Annotated in this window: 17 protein-coding genes; 7 read left to right on the top strand and 10 right to left on the bottom strand. The window is 66.4% G+C overall.

The window, feature by feature from the left end:
* Positions 1-2 precede the first annotated feature (2 nt).
* A complete protein-coding gene (locus TVD_RS05770; RefSeq protein ID WP_047251048.1) occupies positions 3-1160 on the bottom strand; it encodes a ChaN family lipoprotein in 1158 nt (385 codons plus the stop codon).
* A 160-nt stretch (positions 1161-1320) separates the two neighbouring features.
* Between TVD_RS05770 and TVD_RS05765 the strand changes: the two genes are divergently transcribed.
* Entirely contained in the window at positions 1321-2100 is a 780-nt protein-coding gene (locus TVD_RS05765) for an FkbM family methyltransferase (protein ID WP_047251047.1), read from the top strand.
* A 45-nt stretch (positions 2101-2145) separates the two neighbouring features.
* Positions 2146-2949 carry a creatininase family protein gene (locus TVD_RS05760; RefSeq protein ID WP_047251046.1) on the top strand — a complete coding sequence of 268 codons (804 nt, stop codon included), beginning with the start codon at positions 2146-2148 and terminating at the stop codon, positions 2947-2949.
* A 16-nt stretch (positions 2950-2965) separates the two neighbouring features.
* On the opposite strand, the gene ribA is transcribed toward TVD_RS05760, so the two are convergent.
* The gene (gene ribA / locus TVD_RS05755) at positions 2966-4111 is read right to left on the bottom strand and encodes a GTP cyclohydrolase II RibA (RefSeq protein ID WP_047251045.1); all 1146 of its coding nucleotides are present in this window, start codon (positions 4109-4111) and stop codon (positions 2966-2968) included.
* A 149-nt stretch (positions 4112-4260) separates the two neighbouring features.
* On the opposite strand from ribA, the gene TVD_RS05750 reads away from it, so the two are divergent.
* Positions 4261-5046 (top strand): RibD family protein, encoded by a 786-nt coding sequence (locus TVD_RS05750; protein ID WP_018145809.1) that lies wholly within the window; start codon positions 4261-4263, stop codon positions 5044-5046.
* Between the two features lie 52 nt (positions 5047-5098).
* Here the strand turns inward: TVD_RS05750 and thrC are convergent, their stop codons facing one another.
* The 3 genes from thrC to alaC form a co-directional block, all read right to left on the bottom strand.
* Entirely contained in the window at positions 5099-6241 is a 1143-nt protein-coding gene (gene thrC / locus TVD_RS05745) for a threonine synthase (RefSeq protein ID WP_026289478.1), read from the bottom strand.
* Positions 6242-6280: 39 nt separating this feature from the next.
* Positions 6281-7594, bottom strand: coding sequence for a homoserine dehydrogenase (locus TVD_RS05740; RefSeq protein ID WP_047251044.1), 1314 nt, complete (start codon positions 7592-7594; stop codon positions 6281-6283).
* Between the two features lie 73 nt (positions 7595-7667).
* Positions 7668-8891: an alanine transaminase gene (gene alaC / locus TVD_RS05735; RefSeq protein WP_019563739.1), complete on the bottom strand. Its 1224-nt coding sequence runs from the start codon at positions 8889-8891 to the stop codon at positions 7668-7670.
* Positions 8892-9080: 189 nt separating this feature from the next.
* Here alaC and TVD_RS05730 point away from each other — a divergent pair, with 189 nt between their 5' ends.
* The gene (locus TVD_RS05730; protein WP_018145813.1) at positions 9081-9455 is read left to right on the top strand and encodes an Mth938-like domain-containing protein; all 375 of its coding nucleotides are present in this window, start codon (positions 9081-9083) and stop codon (positions 9453-9455) included.
* A 22-nt stretch (positions 9456-9477) separates the two neighbouring features.
* On the opposite strand, the gene rpoS is transcribed toward TVD_RS05730, so the two are convergent.
* From rpoS to surE, 5 genes are read right to left on the bottom strand one after another with little or no spacing between them, the layout of a single operon-like run.
* Positions 9478-10554, bottom strand: a complete 1077-nt coding sequence (gene rpoS / locus TVD_RS05725) for an RNA polymerase sigma factor RpoS (RefSeq protein WP_018937713.1) — start codon at positions 10552-10554, stop codon at positions 9478-9480.
* A 23-nt stretch (positions 10555-10577) separates the two neighbouring features.
* Positions 10578-11348, bottom strand: coding sequence for a peptidoglycan DD-metalloendopeptidase family protein (locus TVD_RS05720; protein ID WP_018169644.1), 771 nt, complete (start codon positions 11346-11348; stop codon positions 10578-10580).
* Between the two features lies 1 nt (position 11349).
* The gene (locus TVD_RS05715) at positions 11350-11934 is read right to left on the bottom strand and encodes a YqaA family protein (RefSeq protein ID WP_047251043.1); all 585 of its coding nucleotides are present in this window, start codon (positions 11932-11934) and stop codon (positions 11350-11352) included.
* 59 nt (positions 11935-11993) lie between these two features.
* Positions 11994-12659, bottom strand: coding sequence for a protein-L-isoaspartate(D-aspartate) O-methyltransferase (locus tag TVD_RS05710; protein WP_018169643.1), 666 nt, complete (start codon positions 12657-12659; stop codon positions 11994-11996).
* Positions 12649-13419, bottom strand: coding sequence for a 5'/3'-nucleotidase SurE (surE, locus tag TVD_RS05705; protein WP_018145818.1), 771 nt, complete (start codon positions 13417-13419; stop codon positions 12649-12651). Before surE ends, TVD_RS05710 begins: the two co-directional genes overlap by 11 nt.
* A 110-nt stretch (positions 13420-13529) precedes the next feature.
* Here surE and TVD_RS05700 point away from each other — a divergent pair, with 110 nt between their 5' ends.
* The 3 genes from TVD_RS05700 to TVD_RS05690 all read left to right on the top strand — a co-directional run bounded on the left by TVD_RS05700 (position 13530) and on the right by TVD_RS05690 (position 15579).
* The gene (locus tag TVD_RS05700; protein WP_018650212.1) at positions 13530-14087 is read left to right on the top strand and encodes a Smr/MutS family protein; all 558 of its coding nucleotides are present in this window, start codon (positions 13530-13532) and stop codon (positions 14085-14087) included.
* 251 nt (positions 14088-14338) lie between these two features.
* On the top strand, positions 14339-14947 hold the full coding sequence (locus tag TVD_RS05695) for a Tll0287-like domain-containing protein (RefSeq protein WP_047251042.1): 609 nt from the start codon (positions 14339-14341) through the stop codon (positions 14945-14947).
* Positions 14948-15147: 200 nt separating this feature from the next.
* The gene (locus tag TVD_RS05690) at positions 15148-15579 is read left to right on the top strand and encodes a PAS sensor domain-containing protein (protein WP_018169641.1); all 432 of its coding nucleotides are present in this window, start codon (positions 15148-15150) and stop codon (positions 15577-15579) included.
* Positions 15580-15581: the final 2 nt, after the last annotated feature.

Below are 15581 nucleotides of genomic sequence, written 5' to 3'. Positions count from 1 at the left end.
CGTCAGTCCTCGCGCGGGAAGCGTGCCACGCGCTCTAGCCGCTTGCCCTCACGCTCGATCTGCAGTGGCAGCCACATGCCCGGTGGCGTCGCTTGCACCACGCGTTGCAGATCGCCAGCGGCGCGAATGGTCTGTTCGCCTGCCCGCAAAACCCGATCTCCAGCCTCCAGGCCGGCCGCCTCACCGACTGACCCCTCCTGCACGCGCAGGATGCGAATCCCCGGCGCGTCATCGGACTCCAGGTGCACGCCCAGCATCAAACTCGAACGTTCAAAACGCTCGTCGTGTGGCACACCGAAGACGGCGTCCGCAAGCGCCGGATCGCTGTCCGCACAACCGCCGGGCTCGCGCGGCAACAAGACCGCGGCCTCGCTCACGCCCAGATCGGCAAGTTGATGCGGCACCCCATAGCCGTATTCCAGGTGCCCGGAGCCAATGATCGCGGCCACCAGTGGCGGCGTATCGCCGCCCGCCTTGATGCGCGCCGCAATCCCGCCAGCCATCATCCGATCCCACGCCAACTGCGTCGCGATAAACCGCTCCGAATCCGGTCCCATGCCCGCTGGATGACGTTCCAGCACGGCTTCCAGATAGTCACGGTAGCCCTGGCTCGCCGCGGCCGGGGCCGACACCCCATCGCGCGTATCGGCGTCCACGGTATCCCAGCCCTCGTGACCCAGACGCTGGATATATTCCCGTTCCAGGTTCAGCGCCAGCAGCGGCACGTCGTGGACGCGGGCAAAGTGCAGGATCGGCCAGTACAACTCCGGGTCGAAACCCCAGTGCTCGTACCAGCCGCTCTTCTTCAGGAATGCCTCCGGGTCCAGCTCGCCCGCGACCCAGGCATCCAGCACCGGCTGCCTGGAGCGGGGCAGCATCTCCAGCCCGATCACCATGTCCGGGCGCTGACCATGCAGCGCAGAAAGCGTGCCCAACTGCCAGCGATGATGATCCATCCGGTCGTGGCGCTCGCCCAGCAACACCACCTCGCGGGTGGCAAGGTCGGCATACAGCTCGGCGGCATCCAGCGGCTCGCCCGCCGGCGTGGACCACGCCCCCGGAGCTGGACAATCACTGCCCGCCTTCACGGTACCCGCCAACAAGGCCGTCAGCAGGCCAACCGCGCCCACCCATGTCCCAAACCGAAAACCCGCCTGCATGCAGTACTCCTCGTTGCGAACCCACTACGCGCGGGACCATTTTCCAACGCCCACTCTTCCACGAACCCGGAGACCGGGTCCCGGCACGGCCAAACTATCCAGAAGACCCTGTGGCGCCTCCAGCGTTCCCCCGAGACCTTCGCTCGGTTAGCCTGCAAGGATGAGCACACCCCCACAAAACCCGCACCACCTGGCCTGGCTCGATCAGACCATCGGTGTCCTGCGATCCCTGATCATCTATCGCCGCCCCGGACGCCAGCGCGGACTACAGCATATGTATGCCCCGTTTATTCAGTCCGGGGATCTGGTATTCGACATCGGAGCCCATGTCGGCGACCGCACCCGCGCCTTCGCCGATCTTGGCGCGCGTGTGGTCGCTCTGGAACCGCAACCGCAGCTCCTGCCCTGGCTGCGCCGCGCGGTGCGCGGGCGCCCGGGCATCTCGATTCGGCGCGAGGTGGCCGGGCCACGCCCAGGTACCGCACAGCTGCAAGTCAGCCGACGCCACCCGACCGTCTCCTCCGCCTCGCGTTCCTGGGTGCGATCACTGCGCACCCGCAACCGCAGCTTTGAACACGTACGCTGGGACGAAGAGATCGCGGTACCCATGGTCACCCTCGACCAACTCATCGCCGAATACGGGCTTCCAGCATTCTGCAAGATCGATGTGGAGGGCATGGAGGCCGAGGTTCTGCGCGGCCTGAGCCACCCCATCTCCGCCCTGTCCTTCGAGTTCGTGGCCAGCGCGCTGGACGTCACCCGCGACTGCCTCGACCAGCTGGCAGAACTGGGCACGTACGAATACAACCTGATCCGCGGCGAACGCCGCCAGTATCAATTCGCCGACTGGCAATCCTCCGCAGCGATCCTTGCCTGGCTGGAGCGGCACGGCGAAAACCTGGGTTCGGGCGACCTGTACGCCCGCCGACACGATGCTTGATGGGGTCGCCTTGACGGAACCAGTGCGAGCGGCAAGGCTGGGCCTATGAACGCCGACAACCTCCCCTGGTGGCAACACCACACGAGCGACGGGATCGCCGCGCTCGCCGCCCGCGATGCGGTCGCGATCCTGCCCCTCTCGGCCATCGAACAACACGGCCCCCACCTGCCGCTGGATACCGACTACCGCATCGGGCTGGGCCTGCTGCAGGCCGCCTGCGAGACCATGGCGGAGGACCTTCCGCTCGCGGTCCTGCCGCCGGTGGCGATCGCCACCAGTACCGAACATACCGGCTTCCCGGGCACCCTGAGCCTGCAGCCCGAAACCGCATTGGCCACCTTGCGGGACATCGGCGACAGCGTGTCCCGCAGCGGCCTGCGGCGCCTGCTGCTCGTCAACAGTCACGGCGGCAATACCGGGATCTGCGACCTCGCTGCCCTGGAGTTGCGCCGGGCCCACGGCATGCTTGTGGTCAAACATCACTATTTCACCCAGCCCCCGCCGGACGCGTCCCGCATCGCGCCCGACGAGCTTCGCCACGGCCTGCACGGCGGGCTGATCGAGACCGCGATGATGCGGTTTCTCGCCCCGGAGCACGTGCGCATGGAGGCGGCCGCGGACGCACCGTCGCTGGGCGCGGAGCTCGCAGAAAAACTGGAAGTGCTGGAGCCCGAAGGGCGCGCGGCTTTCGCCTGGATGGCGGGCGACCTCCACCCGTCCGGCGTGGTCGGGGATGCCCGCGGCGCAACCGCCGAGTTGGGACGGCAATTGGTGGAGCACTACGCTCGCACCCTGGCCGCGACGATCCGCGACGCCGCGCGGTTCGACCTGACGCATCTCGCGCCCTGAGAGGGAGCGAGATGCGTCAGCCGCGCTCGGCCTCCGAGGCCAGCAGCTCCTGGAGCCAGTGGCCGCCACGGTCGGCCTTGGTGCTGAGATAGCGCAGGTTGTGCGGATTCAGCTTGCCATGCACCGGCTCGCGTGCCACCACCTCGATGCCACCGGCACGCAGGGCATCCATTTTTCCGGGATTGTTGGTCAATAGCCGCACGCTGTCGATGCCGAGGAACTCCAGCATCTCCACCGCCGCGTCGTAGCGCCGGCCATCGGCCTCGAAACCCAGCTGGCAATCGGAATCGATGGTATCCAGCCCGGCCGTCTGCATGGTATAGGCGCGCAACTTGTTGGCCAGTCCAATACCACGACCCTCCTGCGCCAGATACAACAGGACACCGCCGCCCGAGTCATTGATGGTCTTCACACCCAGGCGCAGCTGATCGCCGCAGTCACAGCGGAGGCTGCCGAACAGATCCCCGGTCAGACAGGCCGAGTGCAGCCGGACCGGTACCGCATCCGGCCAGTCGCGGGGCTCCCCTATCAGCACCGCGACGTGCTCCAGGATCCCGTTGCCCTCGCGGAACAGCATGAATCGGGTGACCGGCGCGTCCGCCAGCGGCACCGGGGCCTCGCTGACATAGGCCAGTTCCAGGCGCGGGTGCTTGGCCACCGCGCGCGCCTCCTGCTCGTCGACGTCGAGGAACATGCCGTCCGCCAACGCCGTGCGAATGGCCTCCGGCACCGGCTCGGGGACCGGCGCGGCCACCACCGCCGGCAACAGACGCCCCGCACGCACCAGCTCCAGGGCCGCGACCTCTGCGGGAAGCGCACGAACCACCGTGGGCTGCCCAATCGCGGCGTACGGGTGGGTCGTCTCGTTCGAGGCCTCCGGGGCGCTGGCCAGTGTAAACAGGGCCTCGGGATCGGTATTCGGAGCGAATTCCAGGGCCACGCCTTCCCAGCCTTCCTGCAGCGGCTGGGACCAGCCCATTGCAGAGGCGCGGTGCGCGGTTAGAATCAGTCGAGGCGCGGACCCGGTCATGTGGGTCAGGCGATCCAGCAACACAGGGGTCAGCCCCTCGACGGCCGCAACGAGTACACTCGACTGCGAACCACTCACCAGGACCGGATGGCCCCGGCGAAGATCAAAGATCCCGCGATCGGCGTTGTGCATCGGGTGCTTCCATACGGAGTTTTGTTTATGACCAGCCCGCAAACCGCGAATTCCCCGGAGGCGGCTCCCGGCTTGGCCAGGCAGGTCGAAGACGGCGTTAGCCTACCCCAACTCGCTACTTGCGGTCCCGTAACCCCGGGGATTGCGGCATGACGGCCTATCCGGTAACCGAGGAGCAGGCCTGGCGCTGGCTGCTGGCACAACGGGCCGATCCCGGGTGCTGCCCCCTGCCCGGCCCCCTGGCACCGGGTGCCCACGAGCTGCTGGATCTCTACGGCCCGATCGTCGAGGCCCCCAGCATCACCGTGGCCCAGCTCGGCCAGAGCCTGGACGGGCGCATTGCCACCGCGAGCGGCAAGTCGCACTACGTCACCGGCCCCGAGGATATCGAGCGCCTGCATCGCCTGCGGGCCCTGGTCGATGCCGTGATCGTCGGCGCCGGCACGGTCGTGGCCGACGACCCTCGCCTGACCGTGCGCAAGACCGAGGGCCCCAACCCGGTCCGCGTGATCCTGGACCCCGATGGCCGCATTCCCGCTGATGCCCATGTCTTTCGCAATGCCGAGGTCCGGACCATTGTCCTGCACGCAGCCGGGTATGGACCCTGCGGCCTGCCCGAGCATGTCGAATGCCTGGAGATGCCCACCGGGGCCGACGACCGCTTCGACCCCGCCAGGATCCGCGGCCAACTCGCGGAGATGGGCCTGCATCGCCTGCTGGTCGAAGGCGGCGGCCAGACGGTCTCGCGCTTTCTCGAGGCCGACACCCTGGACCGGCTGCACCTGACCATTGCGCCCATGCTGATCGGCTCCGGGCGTCCGGGTGTGACCCTGCCGGAGATCGACTCGCTGGATCAGGCGTTACGCCCGCCTTGCCGTATCTTCCGCCTCGGCGGCGACACCCTCTTCGACCTGGACCTGCGCAGCAAGCCCTGACCCGACCCAGATTCGCTCTTCGCCATCGCGTCACGCGCGATGGCGGGGTGCCTCAAACCAGGTTGTCGCGGATCGCGCGGGAGACCGCGTCCAGCTCCGCCGGGACCTTGGCTGGCTGAATCACGCTCTGGGCGATGGCCGTATCCGGGTCCTTCAGGCCGTTGCCCGTAAGGGTGCACACCACAGTGGAGCCTTCCTGGATCTTGCCCTCGCGGATGTCGCGTAGCGCACCCGCCAGCGACGCGGCAGAAGCCGGCTCGCAGAACACGCCTTCCTTTTCCGCCAGGAGCTTCTGCGCAGCCAGAATCTCGTCGTCCTGGCACTCGTCGAACCAACCGCCGGATTCCTCGCGGACCTTCCAGGCCATGTCCCAGGACTGCGGATGGCCGATACGGATCGCGGTCGCCACGGTGTCCGGGTTATCGACCATCGCGCCACGCATGAACGGGGCGGATCCCGCCGCCTGATAGCCGACCATGTGCGGACGGTTACCCACCATGCCGCCACCCGCGTACTTGCAGTGGCCCTTGCAATAGGAACAGGCTTCGGTCACGTCGTCGCTGCTCTTGGCCGCCATCTCGCTGTACCCGATCCAGTGCGCGGTGATGTTCCCCGCGTTGCCCACCGGCAGGCAGTGGTAGTCCGGGGCACGGCCCAGTTCCTCGACGATCTCGAAGGCGGCCGTCTTCTGGCCCTGCAGGCGATAGGGGTTCACCGAGTTCACCAGCGTCACCGGCGTATTGGAGGCAACCTCCTTGACCAGACGCATGCCGTCGTCGAAGTTGCCCTCGATCTGGATCACCGTGGCGCCGTGCATCATCGCCTGGGCGAGCTTGCCCAGGGCGATCTTGCCGTCCGGTATCACCACGAACGCGGTAATGCCCGCACGCGCCGCATACGCAGCGGCAGCGGCCGAGGTGTTGCCGGTGGAGGCACAGACAATCGCCCGCGAGCCCTCCTCGATGGCCTTGGTCACGGCCATGGTCATCCCCCGGTCCTTGAACGATCCGGTCGGGTTCAGCCCCTCGAACTTGACGTAGATCTCGACCTCGCGCGTGAGCTCGCGCGGGATGTTGTTCAGACGGATCAAGGGCGTGTTGCCCTCGCCCAGCGAGATGATGCGCGTGTCGTCGTGTACCGGCAGGCGGTCACGGTAGCGCTCGATCAGTCCGGTATAGCGATGTCCAAAGGCCATGGTGTTCTCTTCGTCGTTGCGAAAGGGATAGAGCGCCAACTAGCGCGCCAGTCCTTCCATGCGGATACGGGTAATCGGGGTCAACAGATGATCCAGGGCCTCGATCGCGGCAATCGCCTCGTTCATCGCGCCCTCGCGAACCTTGTGCGTCAGCATGATGATCGTGGCCTCGCCGCGCTCCGGGTCCGGCTCGCGCTGCAGGATCGCCTCGATGCTGATGCCGTGCTCGCCCAGAATACGGGTAATGTCGGCCAGAACGCCGGGCCGGTCCTGGGTGCGCAGGCGCAGGTAGAAGGAGGTCTCCACCTCGGCAAGGTCCAGCACCGGCTTGTCCGACAGGGCATCCGGCTGGAACGCCAGATGCGGCACGCGGTTCTCCGGATCGGTGGTCAGGGCACGCACCACGTCGACCAGATCGGCCACCACTGCGGAGGCGGTCGCCTCGGCCCCGGCCCCGGCGCCGTAATAAAGCGTCGGGCCGACGGCGTCGGCATGCACCAGCACGGCGTTCATCACGCCGTCGACGTTCGCGATCAGCCGGCGCTCCGGGATCAGCGTCGGATGCACCCGCAGCTCGTAGCCCTTCGGCGTCCGCCGGGCAATGCCCAGGTGCTTGATGCGATAACCGAGTTCGGCGGCGAAGCCGACATCCTCGCGGGTGATATCGCTGATCCCCTCCACCGCGACGCGGTCGAACTGGAGCGGGATGCCGAAGGCGATCGAGGCCAGGATCGCCAGTTTGTGCGCGGCGTCGATCCCCTCCACGTCAAAGGTCGGATCGGCCTCGGCGTAGCCCAGTGCCTGGGCCTCGGCCAGCACGTCCTCGAAGTCGCGACCCTTGTCGCGCATCTCGCTGAGGATGAAGTTTCCGGTACCGTTGATGATCCCGGCCAGCCACTCGATCTGGTTGCCGGCGAGACCCTCGCGGATCGCCTTGATAATCGGAATGCCACCGGCGACTGCCGCCTCGAAGGCCACCATCACGCCCTTCTCCTGGGCGCGCTCGAAGATCCCGTTGCCATGCAGCGCGATCAGGGCCTTGTTGGCGGTGACCACGTGCTTGCCCGCGTCAATCGCGGCCAGTACCAGGCTCAGGGCGAGATCCGTCCCGCCCATCAGTTCGACGACAACCTCGACCTCCGGGTCGTTGACGACCTCGGCCGGATCGGTGGTCAGGCGGATCTGCGAGCAATCGCATTCGCGCTCGCGCTGGATGTCGCGCGCGGCGGCCGCCACGACCTGAATGTCGCGACCCGCGCGGCGAGCGATCTCGGTGCCGTTGCGCGCGAGCACGTTGATCGTCCCGCAGCCGACAGTTCCCAGTCCCAGAATTCCGATCTTTACCGGCGTCATAGCCTTGCTGTCCTTGACGTCGGGCACCAGCGGCGCCCCGTGTTCATTGCGTTGAGGGTCTGCGGCGCTCGAACTAGCTGCCCGAACCCGGATTTTCCTCGGAGGCGTCGGCCAGGATCGAGTCCGCGCGGAACATCGCCTTGATCCCGCGCAGGGCCTGACGCGTACGCTGTTCGTTCTCGATCAGGCTGAAGCGCACGTGGTCGTCTCCGTAGTTGCCGAAACCCACCCCCGGCGAGACCGCCACCTTGGCGTCGCTCAGCATTTTCTTGGCAAACTCCAGCGAGCCCATCTCGCGGTAGGGCTCGGGGATCGGCGCCCAGACGAACATGGTCGCCTTCGGCTTCTCGACCTGCCAGCCGAGCTTGTTCAGCCCCTCGCAGAGGACATCACGGCGCACCCGGTAGAGCTCGCGAATCTCCTCCACGCAGTCCTGCGGGCCCTCCAGCGCAGCGATCGCAGCGACCTGGATGGGGGTGAAGGTGCCGTAGTCGAGGTACGACTTGATCCGCGCCAGCGCCGCGACCAGGGTCGGGTTACCGCACATGAAGCCGACGCGCCAGCCCGGCATGTTGTAGGTCTTGGACAGGGTGTAGAACTCCACCGCAATGTCCTTCGCCCCCGGCACCTCGAAGATCGAAGGCGCCTTGTAGCCGTCAAAACTGATCTCGGCATAGGCCAGGTCGTGCACGATCCATATGCCATGTTCCTTGCAGATCGCCACGACCCGCTCGAAGAACTCCCGATCCACGCACTGGGTGGTCGGATTCGCCGGGAAGTTGAGGATCAGCATCTTCGGCTTCGGCCAGGAGTCCTGGATCGCCCGCTCCAGCTCGGCGAAGAAGTCGACATCCGGCGTCAACGGCACATGGCGCACGTCTGCCCCGGCAATCACACAACCATAGGGATGAATCGGATAGGCCGGATTCGGCACCAGCACCGCATCGCCCGGCCCCAGGGTCGCCAGCGCAAGGTGCGCCAGGCCTTCCTTGGAACCAATGGTCACGATCGCCTCGGTCTCCGGGTCCAGATCGACGTCGAACCGGGTCTTGTACCAGCGCGTGATCGCGCGGCGCAGCCGCGGGATACCCTTGGATACGGAATAGCGGTGGGTATCGCCGCGTTGCGCCGCCTCGCACAGCTTGTCCACGATGTGCTGCGGCGTCGGCTGGTCCGGGTTGCCCATGCCGAAGTCGATGATGTCCTCGCCGCGGGCGCGGGCCTCGGCCTTCAACTGGTTCACGATGTTGAAGACGTAGGGCGGGAGGCGCTCGATACGGGGAAAGACGTCGGTCACGGATTCTGGGTCCTGGTTGGGGCCTTGGGGATCGCTTTGCAGGGCCAAAACGGCCCCTCCGGATGCCGCACCGGAAAGCGCGCCAAAGTATAACCCGGGCCCCCGGCTGTCAACGAACCGAGGTTCGGACACCCCGCCGGACGGGGATGGAATCTTGAGCCTTTCGCGGGCTCGGAGTAGCGTAAAGGGATGCTGTTTTCCGAAGTCACCAGCGAAGACTCCTACATCGTGACCGGCTATGAGTCGGGGCGCGTCGGAATCAACCAGATTGCGCACAGCCGCAGCCTGATCGTGCGCCCGCACGAACTGCGCACCGACTGGCCAGTCGACTCGGTCGAACAACTGGGCGTGGATCACCTGCAAGCAATACTGGACGCGCCGCCCGAGGTCCTGCTAATCGGCACCGGTACGGTCCAGCAATTCCCGGACCGCGCGGTCTGGCGTCATCTGCGCTCGCAGGGCCTGGGGGTGGAAATCATGGATACCGCGGCCGCCTGCCGCACGTACAACCTGATCATGGCCGAGGGCCGCGACGTCGCCGCTGCCCTGATCATTAACGGATAAGCGACCCGCCCCGGCAACCCTCTCAGGAACTCGGCAGGACCTCGTCACCCTTCATTCCACGCGACTCCAGCAGCTTCCGCAGCCGCTTCAGCGCATCCATCTGAATCTGCCGCACCCGCTCCCGGGTCACGCCGATCTCCGCCCCGACCTGCTCCAGGGTCGAGCGCTCGAAACCGTGCAGCCCGAACCGGCGCACCAGCACCTCGCGCTGTTTGTAGTCCAGTTCTTCCAGCCAGGCATCCACCAGATGATGAAGATCCTGATCCTCCAGCAAAGTGGAGGGCTCGGGCGCATTCACGTCGGCAAGGATATCGGCCAGCGAGCGATCGCCGTCCGGGCCCGACGGCAAATCCATCGAGGTGGAGGGTTCGGACATCGCGCGCAGCTTCTGGATCTCCGCCACCGGCCGGCCCAGGCGCTCCGCCAGCTCTTCCTCGGTGGGGTCGCGGCCAAGTTCCTGCGTCAGGTTGCGCGCAATCCGCGCGTGCATGCGCAACTCCTTGCTCACATGCACCGGAATGCGGATGGTCCGCCCCTGATTCATCAGGGCCCGTTCGATGGTCTGGCGGATCCACCAGGTGGCGTAGGTGGAAAAACGAAAGCCGCGCTCCGGGTCGAATTTTTCCACCGAGTGCATGAGGCCGAGATTGCCCTCCTCGATCAGGTCAAGCAGCGGCAGACCCCGGTTCAGGTAGCGACGGGCGATCTTGACCACCAACCGAAGATTGCACTCGATCATGCGCCGGCGGCCACTCTCGTCTCCCTCGCGCGCCAGACGCGCGTACTTGCGCTCTTCCTCGGGGGTCAGCAGCGGGCGGTATTCGATATCGCGCAGGTAGATCTGGATCGCATCCAGTTCCGCGGGACGGGCGTCGCGCAGGGTTTTCGGCCGTACCGGAGCGCCTTCTTCCGGTTTCAAGCCGGCGGTGACGTCGGGTAGCACCGCCTCCGAGACGTCTTCCGGATCTTCGGATTCCTCGATCTTTTCAACCGGATGGGCCAGATCCTCGGGCACCTGGGTCGCCTCCTCCGGATCCGGCTCGTGGGTCAGGTTGTCGTTGTGCAGTTCCGGAGCGGCCGGTTGCCGGGTCTTGGCCATGTAGTGTCCTGCTCTCGATCGAGTCAGCGGTCCGGGAGGTATCGCGCCGGGTCTACCGGCGTCCCGTCCACCCGGATCTCGAAGTGCAACATCGGGCGCTCGGCCCCCGATGACCCCAGACGCGCGATGGTGTCGCCCGCCTGCACCTGGTCACCCTCGCTCACCAGCAATTCATCGTTGTGCCCGTAGGCACTGAGGAACCGCGCGTCGTGCTTGAGGATGATCAATCGACCATACCCCACCAGGCCGCCACCTGCATAGACCACTTCCCCGGCCCGCGTTGCCCGTACGTGATCCCCCCGTTCGCCGCCGATCGCAAGCCCTCGGCGCGTGCCGCTGCTGGAGAATCCGCGCAGCACCTCGCCCGCCGCTGGCCATTGCCAACCACCCGGATCGGAGGGCGGCGGACTCGAAGTCGACGAGCTTGAGGTAGAGCCGGACGAGGTTCCGCCACCGCTGTCGCGGCCAGAGGCGCCCGAGGATGGTTGCCGCGTGCTCGGCGCTGAAGAGGCCTGTGGCGCGCTGGGCGGCGACGAGCGCGCCGCACCTCGCAGCCGCAGGCGCTGACCGGGATGGATGACATAAGGGGCACCGATGGCATTGCGTCGGGCCAGATCGCGCCATTCCAAGCCGTAGCGCTGGGCAATGCGATACAGCGTCTCGTTGCGCTGCACCACGTGGGTGTCCGGCATTGAGGCCCCGCTGGGCGCACGCGCCGCACAACCGGCCAGGACACTCGCAACCAGGACCAGCACCAACCCCGTCACCAACCCCTGAACCATGCGCCGGCGCATGTCAGTCCATTACCAGATAGATCGCCATGGCCACGGCCAGCAGGATAATGGCCGCCCAGCCCAGACGCTCCATATACGGTCGCAGATGGCGCTCCGCACGCGGCCCGGCCCAGGCCATGAACAACGCGACCAGGAAGAAACGCAGCCCGCGCCCCACCAGCGACGCGATCAAGAACGGCAACAGGGCCATCGAAAGCGCCCCGGCGGTCACGGTGAACAGCTTGTAGGGGATCGGTGAAAAGCCGGCGACCAGGACGACCCAGACTCCCCAGGTGTCAAACCAGGCCTCGGCCTGGCTTAACTCCTCGCCGTACCCGACCTGATGCAGCCAGGGCCCGATCCACTCGAACGCCAGCCACCCGATCAGGTACCCGAGCAAACCGCCAAGCGCGGAAAACAGGGTGGTCAGCGCGGCCAGCCGCCAGGCGGAACGTGGCTGCGCCGCCGCCATCGGCGCAAGCATTACGTCCGGGGGGATGGGGAAGAACGAAGACTCGGCGAACGAGAGCCCAGCCAGATAACGCGGCGCATGAGGATGGCGGGACCAGGCCATCACCCGGTCGTAGAGCGGCTCGAAGAGCTTCATCGATGCCGTACCGCCGCGACCAGTTCAGTCACAAATGCCTCGACCTGCACGGTCCGCCGTCATTGCTCGGCCCCCGGAAGCATCGGCACGAACATCACCGCGTCCAGGATATCGCGCACATAGGCCTCTTCCGTCCGGGTATAGCGCACCAGCTGCTGACGCCCGTCCGGGCCTTCCACGGGCGCGACCAGGCGCCCGCCCAGCGCCAGCTGGGTCAGCAACGCCTCGGGAACCTCCTTCGGTGCTGCGGTCAGGATGATGCCGTCGAACGGCGCCTTGTCTGGCCAGCCGTCGGCCCCGTCACTGTGCCGAAGATTGACGTTGTTGATGCCCAGACGGCTCAACAGTTCACGGGCGTTCCGGCTGAGCGCCTGAATGCGTTCCACCGAGAACACCCGATCCACGATCTGCGCCAGGACCGCCGCCTGATAGCCGGAGCCGGTCCCGATCTCCAGGACCGTCCGGGGGCGCTCGCCCTCGAGCAGTGCCTCGGTCATGCGCGCGACGATAAAGGGCTGGGAGATGGTCTGGCGGTGTCCGATCGGCAACGCCGTGTTCTCGTAGGCGCGATGGCTCAGCGCCTCCTCCACAAACAGGTGGCGGGGAATCGAACGGATCGCCTCCAGTACTCGCGGGTCGCGGATCCCCTGCCCCTCCAGCAACCGGACCAGCCGGTCACGGGCACGCTGCGAGGTCAGACCGGCGCCGGTGGCGTCAGGAACCATGTCCAGCCTCCGGGAGCGAGTCGTCCAGCCAGCGTCCCACCGTGTCGATGGCGTCAAAGCGCGTGAGGTCCACCTGGATCGGCGTCACCGAGACGTAGCCCTCGCGCACCGCGTGGAAGTCGGTACCCGGGCCGGCGTCCTGTTCCGACCCGGCCGGCCCGACCCAGTAGATCGGGCGCCCGCGGGGGTCCTCGTCCGCGATCATCGGCTCCGCCCGATGGCGATGTCCCAGGCGCGTGGCCTGCACACCACGGATCTCCGAGCGCGGCAGATCGGGGACATTCACATTCAGGATGGTGGCCGCCGGCAGCGGCACGCGGTTGATGCGGTCCAGCAATTCAACCACTACGCTTGCCGCAGCGTCGTAGTGCTGCAGATCCGGACCCACCAGCGACACCGCAATCGACGGGAGCCCCAGAAAGCGTCCTTCCATCGCAGCTGCCACCGTGCCGGAATACAGCACGTCGTCGCCCATGTTCGCACCGGCATTGATCCCGGAGATGACCACATCCGGCTCCTGCTGCAACAACCCCGTGATCGCCAGGTGCACGCAGTCCGTCGGGGTCCCGTCGACCTGTACATCACCGCTCTGGAGGTGACGCGCCCGCAGCGGCCGCACCAGCGTCAGGCTGTTGCTGGCACCGCTGCGATCCCGGTCCGGGGCCACCACGTGCACCTCGGCAATCCGCCGCAGATGCGTCGCCAGGCACTGGATGCCCGGGGCGTGAATTCCATCGTCGTTGCTAACCAGAATGCGCATGCAGAAACAGGGCCGTTGGGAGGGCATTCAATATACTGGAAACCGTCCAGGGAGACGCTCTCGAATCGACTCGATCGCGCCCGCCCCCCGAAAAGTGCGAGTATCCTGCCATGAACTCCGGGGATGATCCCAACGATTTCGACGAATTCCTGCAGGCCGTTGGCAACGTGCGACGGCTGCACAGTGATCAGGCCGATGTCCGTCCCCCGCCTCCCGCAGCCCGGGCACGCCAGCGAGAGGCCGACGAGGCGCGCGCCCATGCCGACTGGCTCAGCGATCCGCTTAACGCCGCCGATCTGCAACCGGGCGATGAACTCCGCTTTGCCCGCCCCGGCATCAGCCCGCGCGTCTTCCGCAAGCTGCGGGGCGGACACTACCGCGTACAGGACGAGATCGACCTGCACGGCCTGTTCGCCGACGAGGCGCGCCGCGCCATTGGCCTGTTCCTTGACGATGCCCGCCGGGGCGGCGCGCTGTGCGTACGCATCGTGCACGGCAAGGGCCTGCGCTCACGCCACAAGGGCCCGGTACTCAAGGGGCTGACCGACCACTGGCTGCGCCAGCGCGACGATGTCCTTGCGTTCTGCTCCGCGCGGCCGACCGACGGCGGCACCGGTGCCGTCTATGTCCTCCTCAAGCGGTCCCGGAGCCCGGATCCCGGCCGCTGAAACCCGCATCCAGAGACCATCTTCCACGCGACAAACGGCGCCCTCACATACGCCTTTCGATATATTCGCATTTTGCGATTTGGATGCTTAGACTGGATCCAGACCCGCAAGGCGGCCCCGGAATCCTGACCCGGATTCATCTATCATTTGGTGAACACCGACCTTGCGCTTTATCCACGATCGGTCCATGCTTTGTACAGGTCTTGTACAGACACAGGACGCAACGGACTCTGCACTACGAGGTATTTGCCATGAAGAACTGGAAGCTTGCCCCCCTGGCCCTCGGCCTGATCGCCTTCTCTGCCGCCAGCGGCCAAGCGGGCGCAGACAGCATGCCGCAGCTCTCTCAGGACGACCTGCAAGAGCGCATCGCTGCCAATCGTGACGCCATTCAGAAATTTGCCAGCACCCTCCAGGGCGAACTGATGACCGCCATGCAGTCCGGCGGCCCCACCGAGGCGATCCAGGTGTGCAACGAGCGCGCCCCGGCCATTGCGCGTGACATCTCGGCGGAAACCGGCATCGAGATCGGCAGAACCAGCCTGAAGCTGCGCAACCAGGACAACGCCCCCGACCGCTGGGAACGCCTGACCCTGCAGGGTTTCGAGGCCCAGCATACGGCTGGCACTCCAGCCACGGATCTGCCGCCGCGCTTTGGCGTGGTCGAATCCGATGATGGTGACCCGAAATTCCGCTTCATGGCGGCCATCCCGACCGGCGGCGCCTGCCTGACCTGCCACGGCTCCGACGTCAGTGGCGACGTGAAGCACGCGCTGGAACGTCTCTACCCCGACGATCAGGCGACCGGCTTCCGCGAGGGTGACGTGCGCGGTGCCTTCACCGTGACCCAGGAAATGTAGACATCCCGGGACCATCGGAAGAGGCCGCCTCCGGGCGGCCTTTTTTGTGGCCGGGACAATCCCGGAGCACCCACCACAGGCACCATTCTTGAGCACAACCGCACCGGAACGTGCTATTTTCGTGCCATGGAAGCCGAGATGGGCGCCCAAAAAACGCCCCTCCGCGCGCACGACCCGCAGACCCGACCGAAACGCCATATATGACGCGAACCATAGATGCCGAACTGCTTGCCCTCGCCGTGGATGCCTCCAATGACGGCATCGTGATCGCCGAGCGCGAGGGCGACGACAACATCCTGATCTACGTGAATCGCGCCTTCGAGGAACTGACCGGCTATCGCTCCGAGGAGATCCTCTACCGCGACTGCCGCTTCCTGCAGGGCGAGGATACCGACCAGGACGTGCGCCAGGAGATTCGTGCGGCCATCGACGAAAACCGGCCCTGCCGTGTGACCCTGCGCAACTACCGCAAGGACGGCAGCCTGTTCTGGAACGAGCTGTCACTGACCCCGGTGTTCAACGACGAAGACCGACTCACCTACTACATCGGTATCCAGAAAGACATCACCGACCGCGTGGAAGCCGAGCAGCGCGCCGAACGCGCCGAACGCAAGCTCAAGAACTCCGCCTGACG

The organism is Thioalkalivibrio versutus, assembly GCF_001020955.1.
Lineage (GTDB): Bacteria > Pseudomonadota > Gammaproteobacteria > Ectothiorhodospirales > Ectothiorhodospiraceae > Thioalkalivibrio > Thioalkalivibrio versutus.
The sequence above is the reverse complement of the archived record's forward strand: the minus strand, read 5'-3'. Positions and strand labels throughout refer to the sequence as shown.